Here is a 14,821-nt window from a genome sequence, read left to right as displayed (position 1 = left end):
ACGCCTCGGTTCCCGGGTCTAGGAGCGCACGTTGCACGGACAGGCTGTCGAACCACGCGTCATCGCCGGCAGGTATGCCCTGGTGGCCGAGCTGGGCCGTGGTGGCATGGGCATCGTGTGGCGTGCCCAGGACCGCCACATCGGACGCTTCGTCGCGATCAAGGAACTGCACCTGCCCGACGGCATCGCGCACGAGGAACGCCGTGTGCTCGAAGAGCGCGCTCTGCGTGAGGCGCGCACCGCGGGCAAGCTCAACGATCCCGCCGTCGTGACGGTCTACGACGCGATCAACGAGAACGGCCTGACGTACATCATCATGGAGCTGGTCGAGGCGGCGACGCTGTCGACGTTGATCAGCACCCACGGCCCGATGCCGCCGAACCAGGTCGTGTCGATCGCGCTGCAGGCGTTGTCCGCGCTGGAGACCGCGCACCAGGCCGGGATCGTGCACCGCGACGTCAAGCCCGGCAACCTGATGGTCCGCCCGGACGGCAAGCTCAAGCTCACCGACTTCGGCATCGCCCAGGCCGTCGACGACCCGCGCCTCACGACCAGCGGCAGCCTGATCGGCTCGCCCGCCTACATGGCGCCGGAACGCATCCACGGCCACGAGGCAGGCCCCGCGTCCGACCTGTGGGCTCTCGGCGCGACCCTCTGCTACGCCGTCGAGGGCTGGAGCCCGTTCGAGCGCTCCTCCACGGCCTCGACGCTGCACGCGATCATGAGCGAGACGCCGCGGCTGACCCGTGCGACGGGCGTGCTCAGCGCCGTGATCACCGGTCTGCTGATCGCCGACCCGAACGCGCGGCTGTCCGGCCCGCAGGCCCGCGCCATGCTCGGCAGCATCGGCAACCAGCCGACGCCGCCCACCGGAATTCCGCCGGCCGCGACCCAGCAGTACCAGCAGACGCCCGCCGTCGACCCGGCGAAGAAGAAGCGCAACCGCATCCTCACGATCGCCGGCGCGGTTCTCGTTGCCGCGTTGGCGTTCACCGGCGGCATCTACGCGCACAGCTGGTTCACGTCGCCTGGTGGAGGCAGCAGCGTCGCGCTGACCTACGGCGAGGAGGGCGAGATCCCGGTCTTCGGCCTCTCCGAGAACGTGTGCGGCAACGGCCAGGTCGCGCCCACCAAGCAGCTCGACTCGGACACCCGCGAGGAGTGCGACAAGCCGCACGACTTCGAGGTGTTCGACGTGACCGAGACGCTGCCGGTGCAGTCGAACCTGCCCGACGCCACCTACCCCGGTGCCGACGTGCTGAAGACGTTCGGCGTCTCCCGCTGCGAGCTCACGCTGAAATCGCAGTGGATCAAGGACGGCGCCAAGCTCAAGCTCAGCACGCTGGTCCCCACCGAGACGGCGTGGAAGAAGGACAAGAACGACAACGCGCAGCGCCGCATCTACTGCGTTGCGAGCAAAAAGGACGGCAGTCAGCTGAATACGACCATCAGCGCGAAGAAGGACAACTAGTCTCCCCCGCGTGAAGAGGATCGTTTCCGCCCTGCTGGTTCTCGGCTGTGCGGCCGCCCTGTCCGCGTGCACCAGCAACGAGAGCAAGTTCGTCTCCGAGCTCAAGGCCGCCGGTTTCAGCAACCCCGGCGCGCCCAGCACGGAGACGGAGAAGAAGTCCAAGAAGGTCGGCAAGCGCACGGTCAAGTCCTCGCAGAGCACCATCGAGGTGATGGTGCGGGTGAAGGGCTGCGACCTGGAGATGGCCAAGATCTCCGGCCAGTCCGGCTACTGGCTGGACGAGCTGCACGTCAAGGGACAGGAACCGGACTGGCCCGGGTATCCGGAGAACCTGACCCGCGACCAGGTGGTCAAGCTGCTGGCCGACAGCTCGGCCAAGCCGGACGGCTTCAAGGACTGCTACAAGCCGAACGAGGCCTGAGCCGCGTCTGTGGTGGAATGGCGGGGTGAGTGTTGCCCGTGATGAGCGCAAGGCCCTTGTCGACCTGATGACCGAGCTCGGCCCGGACGCGCCCACGTTGTGCGGCACCTGGACGAACAGGGACCTGGCCGCGCACCTCGCGATCCGCGAGCGGCGCCCGGACACCGCGCCGGGCATCCTGCTCAAGCCGTTCGCGAAGTGGTCGGAGAAGGTGCAGGACGACTACGCGCACAAGGCGTGGGGCGAGCTCCTGGACCTGGTGCGCACGCCGCCGTTCTGGATCCAGCCGCTCGACTCGTACATCAACACCACCGAGTACTTCGTGCACCACGAGGACGTGCGGCGGGCCCAGGCCGGCTGGGAACCGCGGCCCTACGACGGCAAGCGCGAGCACGTGCTGTGGAAGTTCCTGCCGTTCACCGCGAAGTTCACCTACCGGTCGTCGCCCGTCGGCGTGACGCTCGTGCGGCCCGACGGCGCGCACTACGTGGCCAAGCCGGGGGCGAACGGCGTGGTGATCACGGGTGAGGTGGCCGAGCTGGTGATGCTCGCGTTCGGGCGTGACCAGGTCCGCGTGGAATACAGCGGGGACGCCGACGCGGTCGAACGGGTGCGGTCGTTGAACCGAAGTGTCTGATCTCGGGTAGTTTCTGCGCATGCCTGCAAGCCCGTACGCAGGGCCGGACCGCCCGTTCGGCCGCGTTCTCACCGCCATGGTCACGCCGTTCGACTCCCGCGGCGAGGTCGACCTCGCCAAGGCGCAGGAACTGGCGAAACACCTGGTGGACCTGGGCAACGACGGCCTGGTCGTCAACGGCACGACCGGGGAGAGCCCGACCACGACCGACCGCGAGAAGGCCGCGCTGATCACGGCCGTCGTGGAGGCCGTGGGGGACCGTGCGCACGTGGTGGCGGGCGCGGGCACCTATGACACCGCGCACAGCATCCACCTGGTGCAGCAGGCCTCGAAGGCGGGCGCGCACGGCGTTCTGGTCGTGACCCCGTACTACTCGCGGCCGCCGCAGGAGGGTCTGCTGGCGCACTTCACCGCGGTCGCGGACGCTTCCGAGCTGCCGGTGATGCTCTACGACATCCCGCCGCGCGCGGTCGTGCCGATCGAGGTCGACACGATCCTGCGCCTGGCGGAACACCCGCGGATCCTGGCCGTGAAGGACGCCAAGGGCGACCTGCACGCGGGCAGCCGGGTGATCGCCTCGACCGATCTCGCCTACTACTCGGGCGACGACCCGCTGAACCTGCCGTGGCTGTCCGTCGGCGCCGTCGGGTTCGTGAGCGTCATCGGTCACCTCGCCGCAGACCGCCTGCGGGATCTCATTGATGCGTATGAAGCCGGAGACGTGGTCCGGGCAAAAGAAATCCACGAGTCGCTGCTGCCGCTGCTGCGACCATTCCGCCGGGTTCCCGGCGTGACGTACACGAAGGCCGCACTGCGCCTGCGCGGGCTCGACGTGGGTGACCCCCGTCTGCCGCTCGTGCCGGCCGCGGCCGAAGACATCGAGGCCATCGCGGCCGAACTGGGAGTCAACGCGTGACCCACTCGACCGAACTGCCGCCCCCACTGCCGGAAGGCGGCCTCCGCGTCGTCGCTCTCGGCGGAATTGGCGAGGTCGGCCGCAACATGACCGTCTTCGAGCACGCCGGCCGGCTGCTCGTGGTCGACTGCGGCGTTCTTTTCCCCGAAGACGACCAACCGGGCGTCGACCTGATCCTGCCGGACTTCCGCGCCATCGAGGACCGGCTCGACGACATCGACGCCATCGTCCTGACGCACGGCCACGAGGACCACATCGGCGCCGTGCCGTTCCTGCTGAAGCTGCGCCCCGACGTGCCTGTCGTGGGTTCCCGCTTCACGCTGGCGCTGCTCGCCGCCAAATGCCGCGAGCACCGGCAGAACCCGCGCCTGGTGGAGGTGAAGGAGGGCCAGCGCGCGACCTACGGGCCGTTCGAGCTGGAGTTCTTCGCCGTCAACCACTCCATCCCGGACGCTCTCGCGGTCGCCATCCGCACCGCGGCCGGCCTGGTGCTGCACACCGGTGACATCAAGCTGGACCAGCTGCCTCTGGACGGCCGGCTCACCGACCTGGCGGGCTTCTCCCGTCTCGGTGACGAGGGCGTGGACCTGTTCCTGGTCGACTCGACCAACGCCGAGGTGCCCGGTTTCGTGGTGCCGGAGCGCGAGATCGGCCCGGTGCTGGAGAACGTGATCCGCAAGGCCCGTCAGCGGGTCATCGTCGCGTGCTTCGCCTCGCACGTGCACCGCGTGCAGCAGGTGCTCGACGTCGCCGTGCAGTACAAGCGCAAGGTCGCGTTCGTGGGCCGCTCGATGGTCCGCAACATGGGCATCGCGGCCGAACTGGGCTTCCTGAACGTGCCGGACGGGTTGTTCGTCGACCTCGACGTCGCGATGCGGATGGAGGAGGACGAGGTCCTCTTCGTGTCGACGGGGTCGCAGGGCGAGCCGCTGTCAGCGTTGTCGCGCATGGCCCGCGGCGAGCACCGCCAGATCTCGGTCCGCGAGGGCGACACGGTGATCCTGGCGTCGTCGCTGATCCCCGGCAACGAGAACGCGGTCTTCAACGTCGTCAACGGCCTGGTCAAGCTCGGCGCCACCGTCGTGCACCAGGGCAACGCCAAGGTCCACGTCTCCGGGCACTCACCGGCCGGCGAGCTCTTGTTCCTGTACAACGCAGTCCGGCCGTCCAACGTCATGCCGGTGCATGGCGAGTGGAGGCACCTCCGGGCCAACGCGGCTCTCGCGGTCGCCACCGGTGTCGCCGAGGACCACGTCGTGATCGCCGAGGACGGCGTCGTCGTGGACATGGTGGACGGTAAGGCGGCGGTGTCCGGACGCGTTGTGGTGGGCCACGTCTACGTCGACGGCCTGTCGGTCGGCGACGTCGGTGAGTCCACCCTGTCCGACCGGCTGGTGCTGGGGGAGGGCGGGTTCATCTCGATCTCCGTCGCCATCGACACCGCGACCGGGCGGGCCGTGTCCTCGCCGACGATCTCCGGGCGCGGGTTCTCGGACGACCCCAAGGCGCTGGACCAGGTCGTGCCGCTGGTGGAGATGGAGCTGGCGCGCACCGAGGCCGAGGGCATCACGGACACGCACCGGGTCGCTCAGGCCGTGCGCCGTGTGGTGGGGCGCTGGGTCGCGGAGACCTACCGCCGCCGGCCGATGATCGTGCCCACGGTCATTCCCGTCTGAGTTCTGGTCAGCCGTGCCGGATCGCGCAGATCGGCACGGCTGACACCTTCTCGTCGAGCGGGAAGACGCGCGGACCTGTGTGGAAGACGATGCCGGCGACGAACCTGTCGCCGAGCTCGTCGCGCAACCAGGTGAGGTGCTTGGCGAGTTCCTTGCGCGGCGCCCGGTCACGTTGACCTCGCAGGCGATCACGCGGCCGTCGTCGAACTCGATCAGCAGGTCCACTTCGCGTGACCCGTTGGCGTTGCGCAGGTGGTGCAGCGTCGCTCCTCGTTCGCAGAGCTGGGGTTCTGCCCGCAACTGGGCCGCGACGAACGTGTCGAGCAGCCGGCCGGTAGAACTCCCGCACGGTCCGCCCGGACAGGACGAGCTGCCACTCGTCGATCAAGACCTGCTCTTCGAGGTTCAGCAGCGCCGCGTCAAGGTCCGCTTCGTCCGGCGCCGCCCCCTCGGCCTCGCCCACGTTCTGTGACCCGGCTGTGATCTGTGTCCCCCTCGTTCGATAAGGTCTAGTCCCAGACCATGGACGAGGGGGTTCGCCTCATGGCCGACGATGTTTTCGTACCACCGGGCAAAGACGACGTCTTTCTGCCGCCCATCTTCACCTGGCACGATCCGTTCGGACTGCCGATCGACCTCGCGGTGACCAAGGCGCACGTGCTGCTGGTCCTGTCGATCGTGATCATCCTGACGTTCTTCCTGGTCACCACCAGGAACCTCAAGCTGGTGCCGTCGCGCTGGCAGTTCGCCGCCGAGTCGGTCTACGACTTCGGCCGCAACACGATCGCGCGGGAGCAGATCGGCGCCAAGGAGTTCGCGCCGTACGTGCCGTTGATCCTCAGCATCTTCTGCTTCGCGCTGGTGAACAACCTCTACGGGCTGATCCCGTTCGTGCAGTTCCCGACGTTCACGCACACCGGCTTCCCGTTCGCCGTGGTGCTGATCATCTACCCGCTCTACCACTTCGTGGGCATCAGGAAGTTCGGGCTCAGGGGCTACCTGCGCAACCAGTTCATCATCCCGGACGTTCCGAAGCCGGTCCTGTGGGGACTGCTGATCCCCACCGAGGTCATCCTGAAGTTCTTCTTCGACCCGCTGAACCTCATGATCCGGGTGTTCGCGGCGATGTTCGCGGGCCACCTGCTGGTGCTGGTGTTCACGCTCGGCGGCGAGTTCCTGTTGCTGCACGGCCCGATCTGGTTGAAGCCGGCGTCGCTGCTGGGCTTCGGGCTCGCGATCGGGCTGATCTTCCTCGAGGCGCTGGTGCAGGTGCTGCAGGCCTACATCTTCGCGCTGCTGTCAGCGCACTTCATCGGCCGCGCGCTCGCTGAACAGCACTAGGGACGCTGGCACACCAGGTGCAGCGACTCCTCGGGCATGGCGCCGGGGTAGGACGGTGTGAAGACCGGACGGCTCCGGCGCACGACCCGCAGGCCGACGTCGCCGAGGTGGGACTCGAAGTTCTCCTCCGAGAACGACGACACCTCGATCTCCTGGCCCATCCACGGCAGCGAGACCTGCTCGGCGTCGACCGCCACGGTGGCCAGGAAGAAGTGACCGCCGGGGCGCAGCCACGCGGAGACGCGGCCGAGGGTCTGGATGATCTCGGCCTGCGGCATCTGCAGAAGTGAGAAGACGGCGCAGATGACGTCCCACGAACCGTCGGGCGACTCGAAGTCGCGGATGTCGATCTTGTGGAACGTCGCGTCGGGTACCTGGGCGGTGGCGATGTCGACCATCACCGGGGAGACGTCGAGGCCGGTGACCTTCATGCCGGCCTTGGCCAGCGTGCGGGCCACGGGAACGCCCGTGCCGCAACCGATGTCGAGCACGCGCGAGCCCGAGGGCTGCGTCGCGGCGAACCAGGCGAGGGTGCCGTGCAGTGCGGGCTGGTGCGACCAAGCGCGTTGGTACTCCAGCCCCAGCGTGTCGAAGACATCGGCCGCGTTCATGTCCGCCCCCTCATTTCGGCCCAATCCACCTGATGTGAAGTGTGGAGAAGGTCTCTGCACGGTCTCTGGATGGTTTCTGGACGGAAACTGACGGTAGGTTGCTAGGTGACTGCGGACAGCGACGAAGTGAGACAAAGGGTGCAGAACGAGTTGCGCGTCAGCCTGCTGGGCGCGCTCGCGGCGACGGTGGACGGTCAGGAGCTCACCCTGGGTCCGCCGCGGCAGAGAGCTGTGCTCGCGGTGCTCGCCTTGCGCGCCAACCACGTCGTGTCCCGCAGCGAGCTGATCGACGCCGTCTGGGGAGACGAGCCGCCCGCGAGTGCCGACAACGGCATCCACACCTACGTGGCGGGTCTGCGGCGCCTGTTCGAGCCGGACAGGGCCTCGCGCGCGCCGAGTTCCGTGCTGCTCTCCACGGACGCTGGATACATGCTGAGGCTCCCGTCCGACAGTTCCGACGCCGCCACGTTCCGCACTCATCTGGACGACGCGGGCCGTCTGCGCGCACAACCCGCGGCAGCCATCGCGGCGTTCGACGCGGCTCTGGGCTTGTGGCGCGGCATCGCTCTGGACGGCGTGCCCGGCCCGTTCGCCGCTGTCGAACGCGCGCGCCTCGCCGAGTTACGACTCACGGCCGTGGAGCAGCGCGCCGCGTTGATGCTCTCCGTCGGGCGTGAAGCGGAAGTGGCGGCGGAGCTGACGACGTTGGTCAGTGCGCATCCGCTGCGCGAGAGGTTGCACGGCCTGCTGATGTCCGCTCTCTATCGCGGAGGCAGGCAGGCGGAGGCATTGGCCGTCTACACCGACTTGCGCCGGTTGCTCATCGAAGAGCTCGGCATCGAGCCCGGCCCCGAGCTCCGCCAGCTCCACGAGCAACTGCTCGTCGGCCGCCACGACCCGCAGCCCGAGCCCGCGGCACCCGTCCTGGTGCCCGTCCAGCTGCCGCACGAGATCCGCGACTTCACCGGCCGTGCCAAGGAGCTCGCGAAGCTCGCCGAAGTCGTTCCGCACGACCACTCGCCCGTTCTGGTCGCCATCACCGGCACCGGCGGCGTCGGCAAGACCGCGCTCGCCGTCCGGTTCGCGCACCAGGTGGCGTCCCGGTTCCCCGACGGGCAGCTGCACGTCGACCTGCGCGGGTTCGACGCGTCGTCGCCGCCCGTGCAGCCCGCCGCCGCGCTGCACCAGCTGCTGCAGAGCCTCGGCGTTCCGGCCGAACGCATCCCGGACGACCTGCCCGCGAAGTCCGCGCTGTACCGGAGTGTGCTGGCCGGCAAACGGGTTCTGGTGCTGCTCGACAACGCGCGGCTGGCCGAGCAGGTGCGCCCGCTGCTGCCGGGCCGGTCGTCGTCGATGGTGCTGGTGACGTCCCGCAACCACCTCGGCGGCCTGGTGGCTCGCGACGGCGCGCACTCGGTGACGCTGTCGACCCTGACCCGCGACGAGGCGCTGGCGTTGCTGACCTCCGCGGTGGGGCCGGACCGCGTCGCCGCCGAACCCGCCGCTGCCGCCAAGCTCGTCGAGCTGTGCGGCCATCTGCCGCTGGCGGTGCGGATCGCGGCCGAACGCGTCGTCACCCGCCCGCACCTGACGCTGGCCGATCTGGCCGACGACCTGGCCGACGAACGCGACCGCCTCAACGTCCTGGCGACCGGCGACGACGAGGACACGGCCGTGCGCGCGGCCTTCTCGTGGTCGTACCTGGCCCTCAAGCCCGACGCGGCGAGGATGTTCCGGCTCATCGGACTGCATCCGGGCGCCGAGATCAGCCTGAACGCCGTCGCCGCGCTGACCGGCGTGCCCGTGTCCCGGGCTCGAGTCCTGGTGGACGTGCTGGCCGGCGGCCACATGCTGGAGGAGGTCGCCCGCGGCCGCTTCCGCCTGCACGACCTGCTTCGCTTGTACGCCACGGAGCTGAGCGCCACCGAGGAGTCCTCGGACGGGCGCGCGGAGGCCGTGAAACGCCTGCTGCGGTGGTACTTCGACACCGCGAACGCCGCCGGCACGGTCATCGCGCCCCCGGACCACCCGTCGTTCCTGCTGCCGCCACTGTCCACTCAGGACTTCGCTTCGCACGACGAGGCCTTCACCTGGTGCCGCACGGAGTCCTCGAACCTGCTGGCCGTCTCGCGCCTGGCCGAGGAGGAACACTCGCCCACGGCCTGGCAGATTCCCGTCGCGCTGTGGAACTACTTCATCGTCTCCAGCGCCCTGGACGAGTGGACCCGCACCTACCGCGTCGCCGAACGCACCGCGGCCCGCGACGGAAACCAGGCCGCCCGCGCCTGGGCGATCCACGGCCAGGGTCTGGCGGCTTTCCGCGGCCAGCGCTTCGCCGACGCCCTCGAGCTCTTCGACCGCGCTCTGTCGATCCGCCGCGACATCGACGACCACGTCGGCGCCGCGTGGAGCCTCACCGGCCTGGGCATGGCGTACGGCGGCCTGCGCCAGTTCGACCTGGCCGTGGACCGCTTCGGCGAGGCCCTCGACCGCCACGCCGAGGTGGGGTCGTGGTTCGGCGAGGGCGGCACCCGGTTGTTCCTGAGCGACATCCTCCGTTCGGCGGGCCAGTACGACGCGTCGCTGGCGGCCGCGCAACGGGCGTTCGAGCTGATGGACTCGCACGACGCCGTGCACGGCAAGGCGATGGCGCTCGTCGCGATCGGCTGGGCGCAGCACAAGCTGGGTGACCGCGTCCTCGCACGCGACTCGTTCCGGCACGCGCTGGCGTTCCTGCGGGTGCTCGGTGACCGCAAGAGCCTCGCGGAGGCGTTGCACGGCCTGGGGGAGGCGAGCGCGGGTCAGCCCGATGTCGCGCGCACGCACCTGCTGGAAGCATTGACGATCTACGAGGACTACGACCACCCGCTCACGCCGGAAGTGCGGGCGCGGTTGCACGAGCTGGCCTAGAAACCGCTCAGGGTGATCCCTGATGTGCGTGGCCTGATGCGTAGGCAAGCTACATGTCATGCAGAAGCGCGCTCGAACCTTGTTGGTGTGGCTGCACGTCGTCACGTCCGTCGGCTGGCTCAGCCAGGCCGTCGCGTTGCTGGCGCTGGTGCTCTACGGCATGAAGACGAGCGACGTCAACGCCTTCAAGATGGCGAGGGTCCTCGACCACCAGGTGCTCGCGATCATGGCCAACACCAGCGCGTTCACCGGCATGGCACTGTGCGCCACGACGCCGTGGGGGTGGTTCCGGCACTGGTGGGTGCTCGCGAAGTTCGGGATCACGGTCAGTCAGCTCTACATCGGCATCTTCATCCTGAGCGACAACCTCCAGGCCGCGACGGAAGGCCGCGTCACCGGGTGGATGCCGGTCGGCACCGGGCTGATGGTCGGCGCCATCGCGTTCCAGACGTGGCTCAGCGTCGCCAAGCCGTGGGGTCGCACGCCGTGGGCGGACCCGAAGATCAAACTGCCCACGGCGAACGTGACCACCTTCGCGCTGGCGCTGGCGATCCCGGCGGCGGACTTCGCGATCAGCCTCTACACGGGCAGGCCCATGCCGTTCCTCATGCTGATCACGGTCGTCGCCTGCTCGATCAGGCGGGCCGCCAGGGGGAGGATCCGGTCGTCGGACGGGTCGGGTCGTGGAACTTCGGCACGTCCGGCTCGTCGAGACGCAGCGGCACCAAACCCTCGGTGATCGCGCTCATGATCCGCTCGTGCGCGCGGCGGGCGTCGCCCATCGTGTCGGCGTTCAGGTCGGACAGTTCGACCGGCTTGCCGAAGTGGACCTTGAACGTAGGGCGCTTGCGGACTGAGGACAGCCACGACGTCAGGTACGGCAGGAAGTCCCGCCAGCCGGAAACGTGCAGGTTGCCCCAGTACACCGCCTCGTGCGCGCCCCACTGGCTGATCGGGATCACCGGGATGCCGCCGCCCAGCGCCATGCGGGCGACGCCGGTCTTGCCGCGCTCGGGCCACATGCCGGGGTCCAGCGTGATCTTGCCCTCGGGGTAGACGGCGATCGGGTCGCCGCCCTTCTGCAACGCCTCGACCGCGCGGTGCATGGCCTCGCCGACGTTCGCCGACGCACGGTCGACGCGCAGGTGACCGCAGGCCTTCAACGCGGGCCCCATGATCGGCGCGTCGAGCAACCCGCCCGCGAGCATGAAGCGCGGGTTGATGCCCAGCTTGCGGCACGCCGCGATGAGCACGAACGGGTCGAGGTTGCCGATGTGGTTGGAGGCCAGCAGCAACGGCTTGCCGAGCAGCTCTGGTGGAACGTCGCCGGACACTTCGAGCTTGCCGGTCAGCGCGACGAAGCCCCGGTCGATCGCCATGAGCACGCGCCAGAAGAGCGGTGTGGACACGCGGGGCAGCGTACGGCGTGTCGGAACGACACCATGCCGGTTCCGGGGAACCATGAGCTTTCGCACGCGTCCCGGTTGCAAACGTGGCTGGTGAGACGCGAGGGACTACCTTATACACATGGCCGGGCGTACAGGGACTTCACGAAAGACCACGTCACGCGGCAAAGCACCAGCCAAGCCGCGGGCGCGATCCACCGCGTCCAGAAAGCCCGCTCCACGCAGGAGCGGTGGCGCCATCAGCGCCGTGTGGGGCGCATTGGGCCGTGGTGTCGGCAGCCTGGTGCGGACGGTCAGCCGTACTAAAGACCTCGATCCCGAACATCGCCGGGACGGCGTCGGGCTGTTGCTGATCGCGCTCGCGTTCATCACCGGTGCCGGTGTGTGGTGGCAGGCGGGCGGTCCGGTCGGGCAGTGGGTCGACGTCGCGGTGCGCAGCTCCGTCGGGTTCCCCGCGGTGATCGTGCCGGTCGTGCTGCTCGGCATCGGCGTGACGCTGATGCGCACCGACCCGAAACCCGACGCGCGGCCGCGACTGATCATCGGCTCGTTGCTGCTGATGATCGGCGTGCTCGGCATGTTCCACCTCATCGGCGGCCTGCCGATGGACCCGGTCGACCGCCGCACCGCCGGTGGCGCCCTCGGTTACCTCGCCGGCGGGTTCCTGGCGCAGGGCCTCACGCCGTGGGTCGCGGGGCCGTTGCTGTTCCTCATCTTCGGGTACGGCCTGCTGGTCGTGACGCACACGCCGATCCGCCAGGCGCCCGAACGCATCCGTTCGTTGCTGCACCCCGGCGCGTCGAAGGAAGAAGCTCCCGGCGACGAGGAGTCCGCGGAGGAGGAGCCGAAGCCGGTTCGCCTGCGCCGCCCGTCGCGCCGTCGCCAGGCCGCTGTGCCCGTGGAGGAGGAGACGCAGGCCGAACTGCCGCTGGAGGAGCCTTCCGAGCCCGCTCCCAAGCCCGTGAAGGAGCCCAAGAAGGCCGCCGCTCCGGCGATGGCCGTGCGCGCGGTGGAGGGCGAGTACCAGCTGCCGCCGCCGGACGTCCTCAAGGACGGCGACGCGCCGAAGACCCGCAGCAAGGCCAACGACCTGATGATCGAGGCCATCAGCGGCGTGCTGGACCAGTTCTCGATCGACGCCCAGGTCACCGGCTTCACCCGCGGCCCGACGGTCACGCGCTACGAGGTCGAGCTCGGTCCCGGCGTGAAGGTCGAGAAGATCACCGCGCTGACCAAGAACATCGCGTATGCCGTGGCGACGGACAACGTGCGCCTCCTGGCCCCGATCCCCGGCAAGTCCGCGGTCGGCATCGAGGTGCCGAACAGCGACCGCGAGATGGTGCGCCTGGGCGACGTGCTGCGCGCGTCGTCCACGGTCAAGGACACGCACCCGATGGTGATCGGCCTCGGCAAGGACATCGAGGGCCACATGGTCACCGCGAACCTGACGAAGATGCCGCACCTCCTGGTCGCGGGCTCCACGGGTTCCGGTAAGTCGTCCTTCGTCAACTCGATGCTCGTGTCGCTTCTGGCACGCGCGACGCCCGACGAGGTCCGGATGATCCTGATCGACCCGAAGATGGTCGAGCTGACGCCGTACGAGGGCATCCCGCACCTGATCACGCCGATCATCACCCAGCCGAAGAAGGCCGCGGCCGCGCTGGCGTGGCTCGTCGAGGAGATGGAGCAGCGCTACCAGGACATGCAGGTCAACCGGGTGCGGCACGTCGACGACTTCAACCGCAAGGTGAAGTCCGGCGAGATCACCGCTCCGCCCGGTTCCGAGCGCGTCTACCGGCCGTACCCGTACATCATGGCGATCGTCGACGAGCTGGCCGACCTGATGATGACCGCGCCCCGCGACGTCGAGGACGCCATCGTCCGCATCACGCAGAAGGCGCGTGCGGCGGGCATTCACCTTGTTCTGGCGACACAGCGCCCGTCCGTCGACGTCGTCACCGGTCTGATCAAGACGAACGTGCCGTCGCGCCTGGCTTTCGCGACTTCTTCGTTGACGGACTCGCGGGTCATCCTGGACCAGCCCGGCGCCGAGAAGCTGATCGGCATGGGCGACGCCCTGTACCTGCCGATGGGCGCCTCGAAGCCGGTACGCATCCAGGGCGCGTTCGTCGGCGACGAGGAGATCTCCTCGATCGTCGAGTTCACCAAGAACCAGGCCCAGCCCGAGTACACCGACGGCGTCACGGCCCAGAAGTCGGCCGAGAAGAAGGAGATCGACGCCGACATCGGCGACGACCTCGAACTGCTGGTGCAGGCGACCGAGCTGATCGTCACCTCGCAGTTCGGCTCGACGTCGATGCTGCAGCGCAAGCTCCGCGTCGGGTTCGCGAAGGCGGGGCGCCTCATGGACCTGCTGGAGACCCGTGGTGTGGTCGGGCCGTCCGAGGGCTCGAAGGCACGTGAGGTGCTGATCAAGCCGGACGAGCTCGAGAACGTGGTCTACCTGATGCGTGGAGGCGGCCCCGCCGACGGCGACGAGGACTGACGGCTCTACACCCAGAACCACTTGTGGACGCCCCACTCCTCGAATCGGTCGAGTTCGGCGAACCCCGCTGTTCCACGAGGCGCATCGAGGCGGTGTTGGCGAAACAGCCGGGTGCTGCCGTGCGGGCCTCGACGGCGTACCCGTTGCCGCGGCTGGCGGTGCTGCAGTCCACTCGTCGAGCTAGGAGGGAGTCCACGCTGCGGCCGCGTCTCGACCTTTGATCTGTTGTGGAGCATCGTTACCCGTCCGCCGCCATCGGTTTCCTTCGGTGTCGAGAAACGTGATCGTGACCAGGACACGAGCACGCCCGTGGCGAAGCTCGTTCCACATGCGTACAACGTCTTCGTTCTCGAAGAACTCGCGTCCTCCCGCTCCGAGCACCGGATCGACCAGTGAGATTGGCTGCCGTCTGGGGGTTATCTCCTTGATCTGCACCCAGAACGGGTTCGGTGCGCCGTTCGCGATCACAAACTCGATCGCTTCGACCACAACCTCCAACACAGGTTCCTGACCGTGGTTGGCGATCTCCACGCCGAGGTGCGGGACAACGACATCGCCAACCTTGGTGGGATGCTCAATGGCGGTTGCGATGACCGTGCGGGCACGGCCGACACGACGGTCCTGCTCATCGCGCTTTCTTCTGCGGCGGTCGACTTCGAGCACCGCCAGCGCGACGGCCACGGCGGCGATGCTGCCCAACGCGCCGCCCCACTGCCCCCAGGCCGCGAACACGTCTGTCGGTGCCGGTCCTACGAACCACAAGTCAACGGTTGATGACGGCGGCGATGTCACCGTGGACACGACAGTGGTCACAGTCGACGGCTCCGCCGAGGACGGTGGCACGGGAGACGTCGAGGTGGGTTGAACGGCGTTCACAACCCAGACGGTGGTCGGCACCGCGGCAGACTAGTCCGGTGGGCTGCGCA

At 68.7% G+C, this 14,821-nt stretch carries 12 protein-coding genes and 1 pseudogene; 9 read left to right on the top strand and 4 right to left on the bottom strand.

Annotation, left to right across the window (positions count from 1 at the left end; translation table 11 throughout):
• Positions 1-31: 31 nt before the first annotated feature.
• From ABZ345_RS10025 to ABZ345_RS10005, 5 genes are read left to right on the top strand one after another with little or no spacing between them, the layout of a single operon-like run.
• Positions 32-1,471, top strand: coding sequence for a serine/threonine-protein kinase (locus tag ABZ345_RS10025; RefSeq protein ID WP_359844967.1), 1,440 nt, complete (start codon positions 32-34; stop codon positions 1,469-1,471).
• A gap of 10 nt (positions 1,472-1,481) precedes the next feature.
• Positions 1,482-1,892 (top strand): hypothetical protein, encoded by a 411-nt coding sequence (locus ABZ345_RS10020; RefSeq protein WP_359844964.1) that lies wholly within the window; start codon positions 1,482-1,484, stop codon positions 1,890-1,892.
• Between the two features lie 25 nt (positions 1,893-1,917).
• Positions 1,918-2,529, top strand: a complete 612-nt coding sequence (locus ABZ345_RS10015) for a TIGR03085 family metal-binding protein (protein WP_359844961.1) — start codon at positions 1,918-1,920, stop codon at positions 2,527-2,529.
• A 19-nt stretch (positions 2,530-2,548) separates the two neighbouring features.
• Positions 2,549-3,445 (top strand): 4-hydroxy-tetrahydrodipicolinate synthase, encoded by an 897-nt coding sequence (gene dapA / locus ABZ345_RS10010; RefSeq protein ID WP_359844958.1) that lies wholly within the window; start codon positions 2,549-2,551, stop codon positions 3,443-3,445.
• Positions 3,442-5,121 carry a ribonuclease J gene (locus tag ABZ345_RS10005; protein ID WP_359844956.1) on the top strand — a complete coding sequence of 560 codons (1,680 nt, stop codon included), beginning with the start codon at positions 3,442-3,444 and terminating at the stop codon, positions 5,119-5,121. The genes dapA and ABZ345_RS10005 overlap by 4 nt, the downstream gene beginning before the upstream one ends.
• Positions 5,122-5,355: 234 nt before the next feature.
• Here the strand turns inward: ABZ345_RS10005 and ABZ345_RS10000 are convergent.
• A pseudogene (locus tag ABZ345_RS10000) lies at positions 5,356-5,421 on the bottom strand (hypothetical protein); the annotation flags it as partial.
• A 243-nt stretch (positions 5,422-5,664) separates the two neighbouring features.
• Here ABZ345_RS10000 and ABZ345_RS09995 point away from each other — a divergent pair.
• Complete coding sequence (locus ABZ345_RS09995) at positions 5,665-6,462, top strand: F0F1 ATP synthase subunit A (protein ID WP_359844953.1); 798 nt, start codon at positions 5,665-5,667, stop codon at positions 6,460-6,462.
• Here ABZ345_RS09995 and ABZ345_RS09990 read toward each other — a convergent pair.
• Positions 6,459-7,073: a class I SAM-dependent methyltransferase gene (locus tag ABZ345_RS09990; RefSeq protein WP_359844950.1), complete on the bottom strand. Its 615-nt coding sequence runs from the start codon at positions 7,071-7,073 to the stop codon at positions 6,459-6,461. The genes ABZ345_RS09995 and ABZ345_RS09990 overlap by 4 nt on opposite strands.
• Before the next feature lie 105 nt (positions 7,074-7,178).
• On the opposite strand from ABZ345_RS09990, the gene ABZ345_RS09985 reads away from it, so the two are divergent.
• Together ABZ345_RS09985 and ABZ345_RS09980 are read left to right on the top strand one after the other, a co-directional pair.
• Positions 7,179-9,983 (top strand): BTAD domain-containing putative transcriptional regulator, encoded by a 2,805-nt coding sequence (locus ABZ345_RS09985; RefSeq protein ID WP_359844947.1) that lies wholly within the window; start codon positions 7,179-7,181, stop codon positions 9,981-9,983.
• A 58-nt stretch (positions 9,984-10,041) separates the two neighbouring features.
• On the top strand, positions 10,042-10,722 hold the full coding sequence (locus tag ABZ345_RS09980; RefSeq protein WP_359844944.1) for a hypothetical protein: 681 nt from the start codon (positions 10,042-10,044) through the stop codon (positions 10,720-10,722).
• Here ABZ345_RS09980 and ABZ345_RS09975 read toward each other — a convergent pair.
• Positions 10,619-11,392 (bottom strand): lysophospholipid acyltransferase family protein, encoded by a 774-nt coding sequence (locus tag ABZ345_RS09975; protein WP_359844941.1) that lies wholly within the window; start codon positions 11,390-11,392, stop codon positions 10,619-10,621. The genes ABZ345_RS09980 and ABZ345_RS09975 overlap by 104 nt on opposite strands.
• Positions 11,393-11,510: 118 nt before the next feature.
• Between ABZ345_RS09975 and ABZ345_RS09970 the strand changes: the two genes are divergently transcribed.
• Positions 11,511-13,895, top strand: coding sequence for a DNA translocase FtsK 4TM domain-containing protein (locus tag ABZ345_RS09970; RefSeq protein ID WP_359844938.1), 2,385 nt, complete (start codon positions 11,511-11,513; stop codon positions 13,893-13,895).
• 180 nt (positions 13,896-14,075) lie between these two features.
• On the opposite strand, the gene ABZ345_RS09965 is transcribed toward ABZ345_RS09970, so the two are convergent.
• Positions 14,076-14,708 (bottom strand): hypothetical protein, encoded by a 633-nt coding sequence (locus tag ABZ345_RS09965; RefSeq protein WP_359844935.1) that lies wholly within the window; start codon positions 14,706-14,708, stop codon positions 14,076-14,078.
• Between the last annotated feature and the right edge of the window lie 113 nt (positions 14,709-14,821).

Source organism: Lentzea sp. NPDC005914 (assembly GCF_040629405.1).
In the GTDB taxonomy this organism is placed as follows: domain Bacteria; phylum Actinomycetota; class Actinomycetes; order Mycobacteriales; family Pseudonocardiaceae; genus Lentzea.
This window is presented reverse-complemented; position numbering and strand designations above follow the sequence as displayed.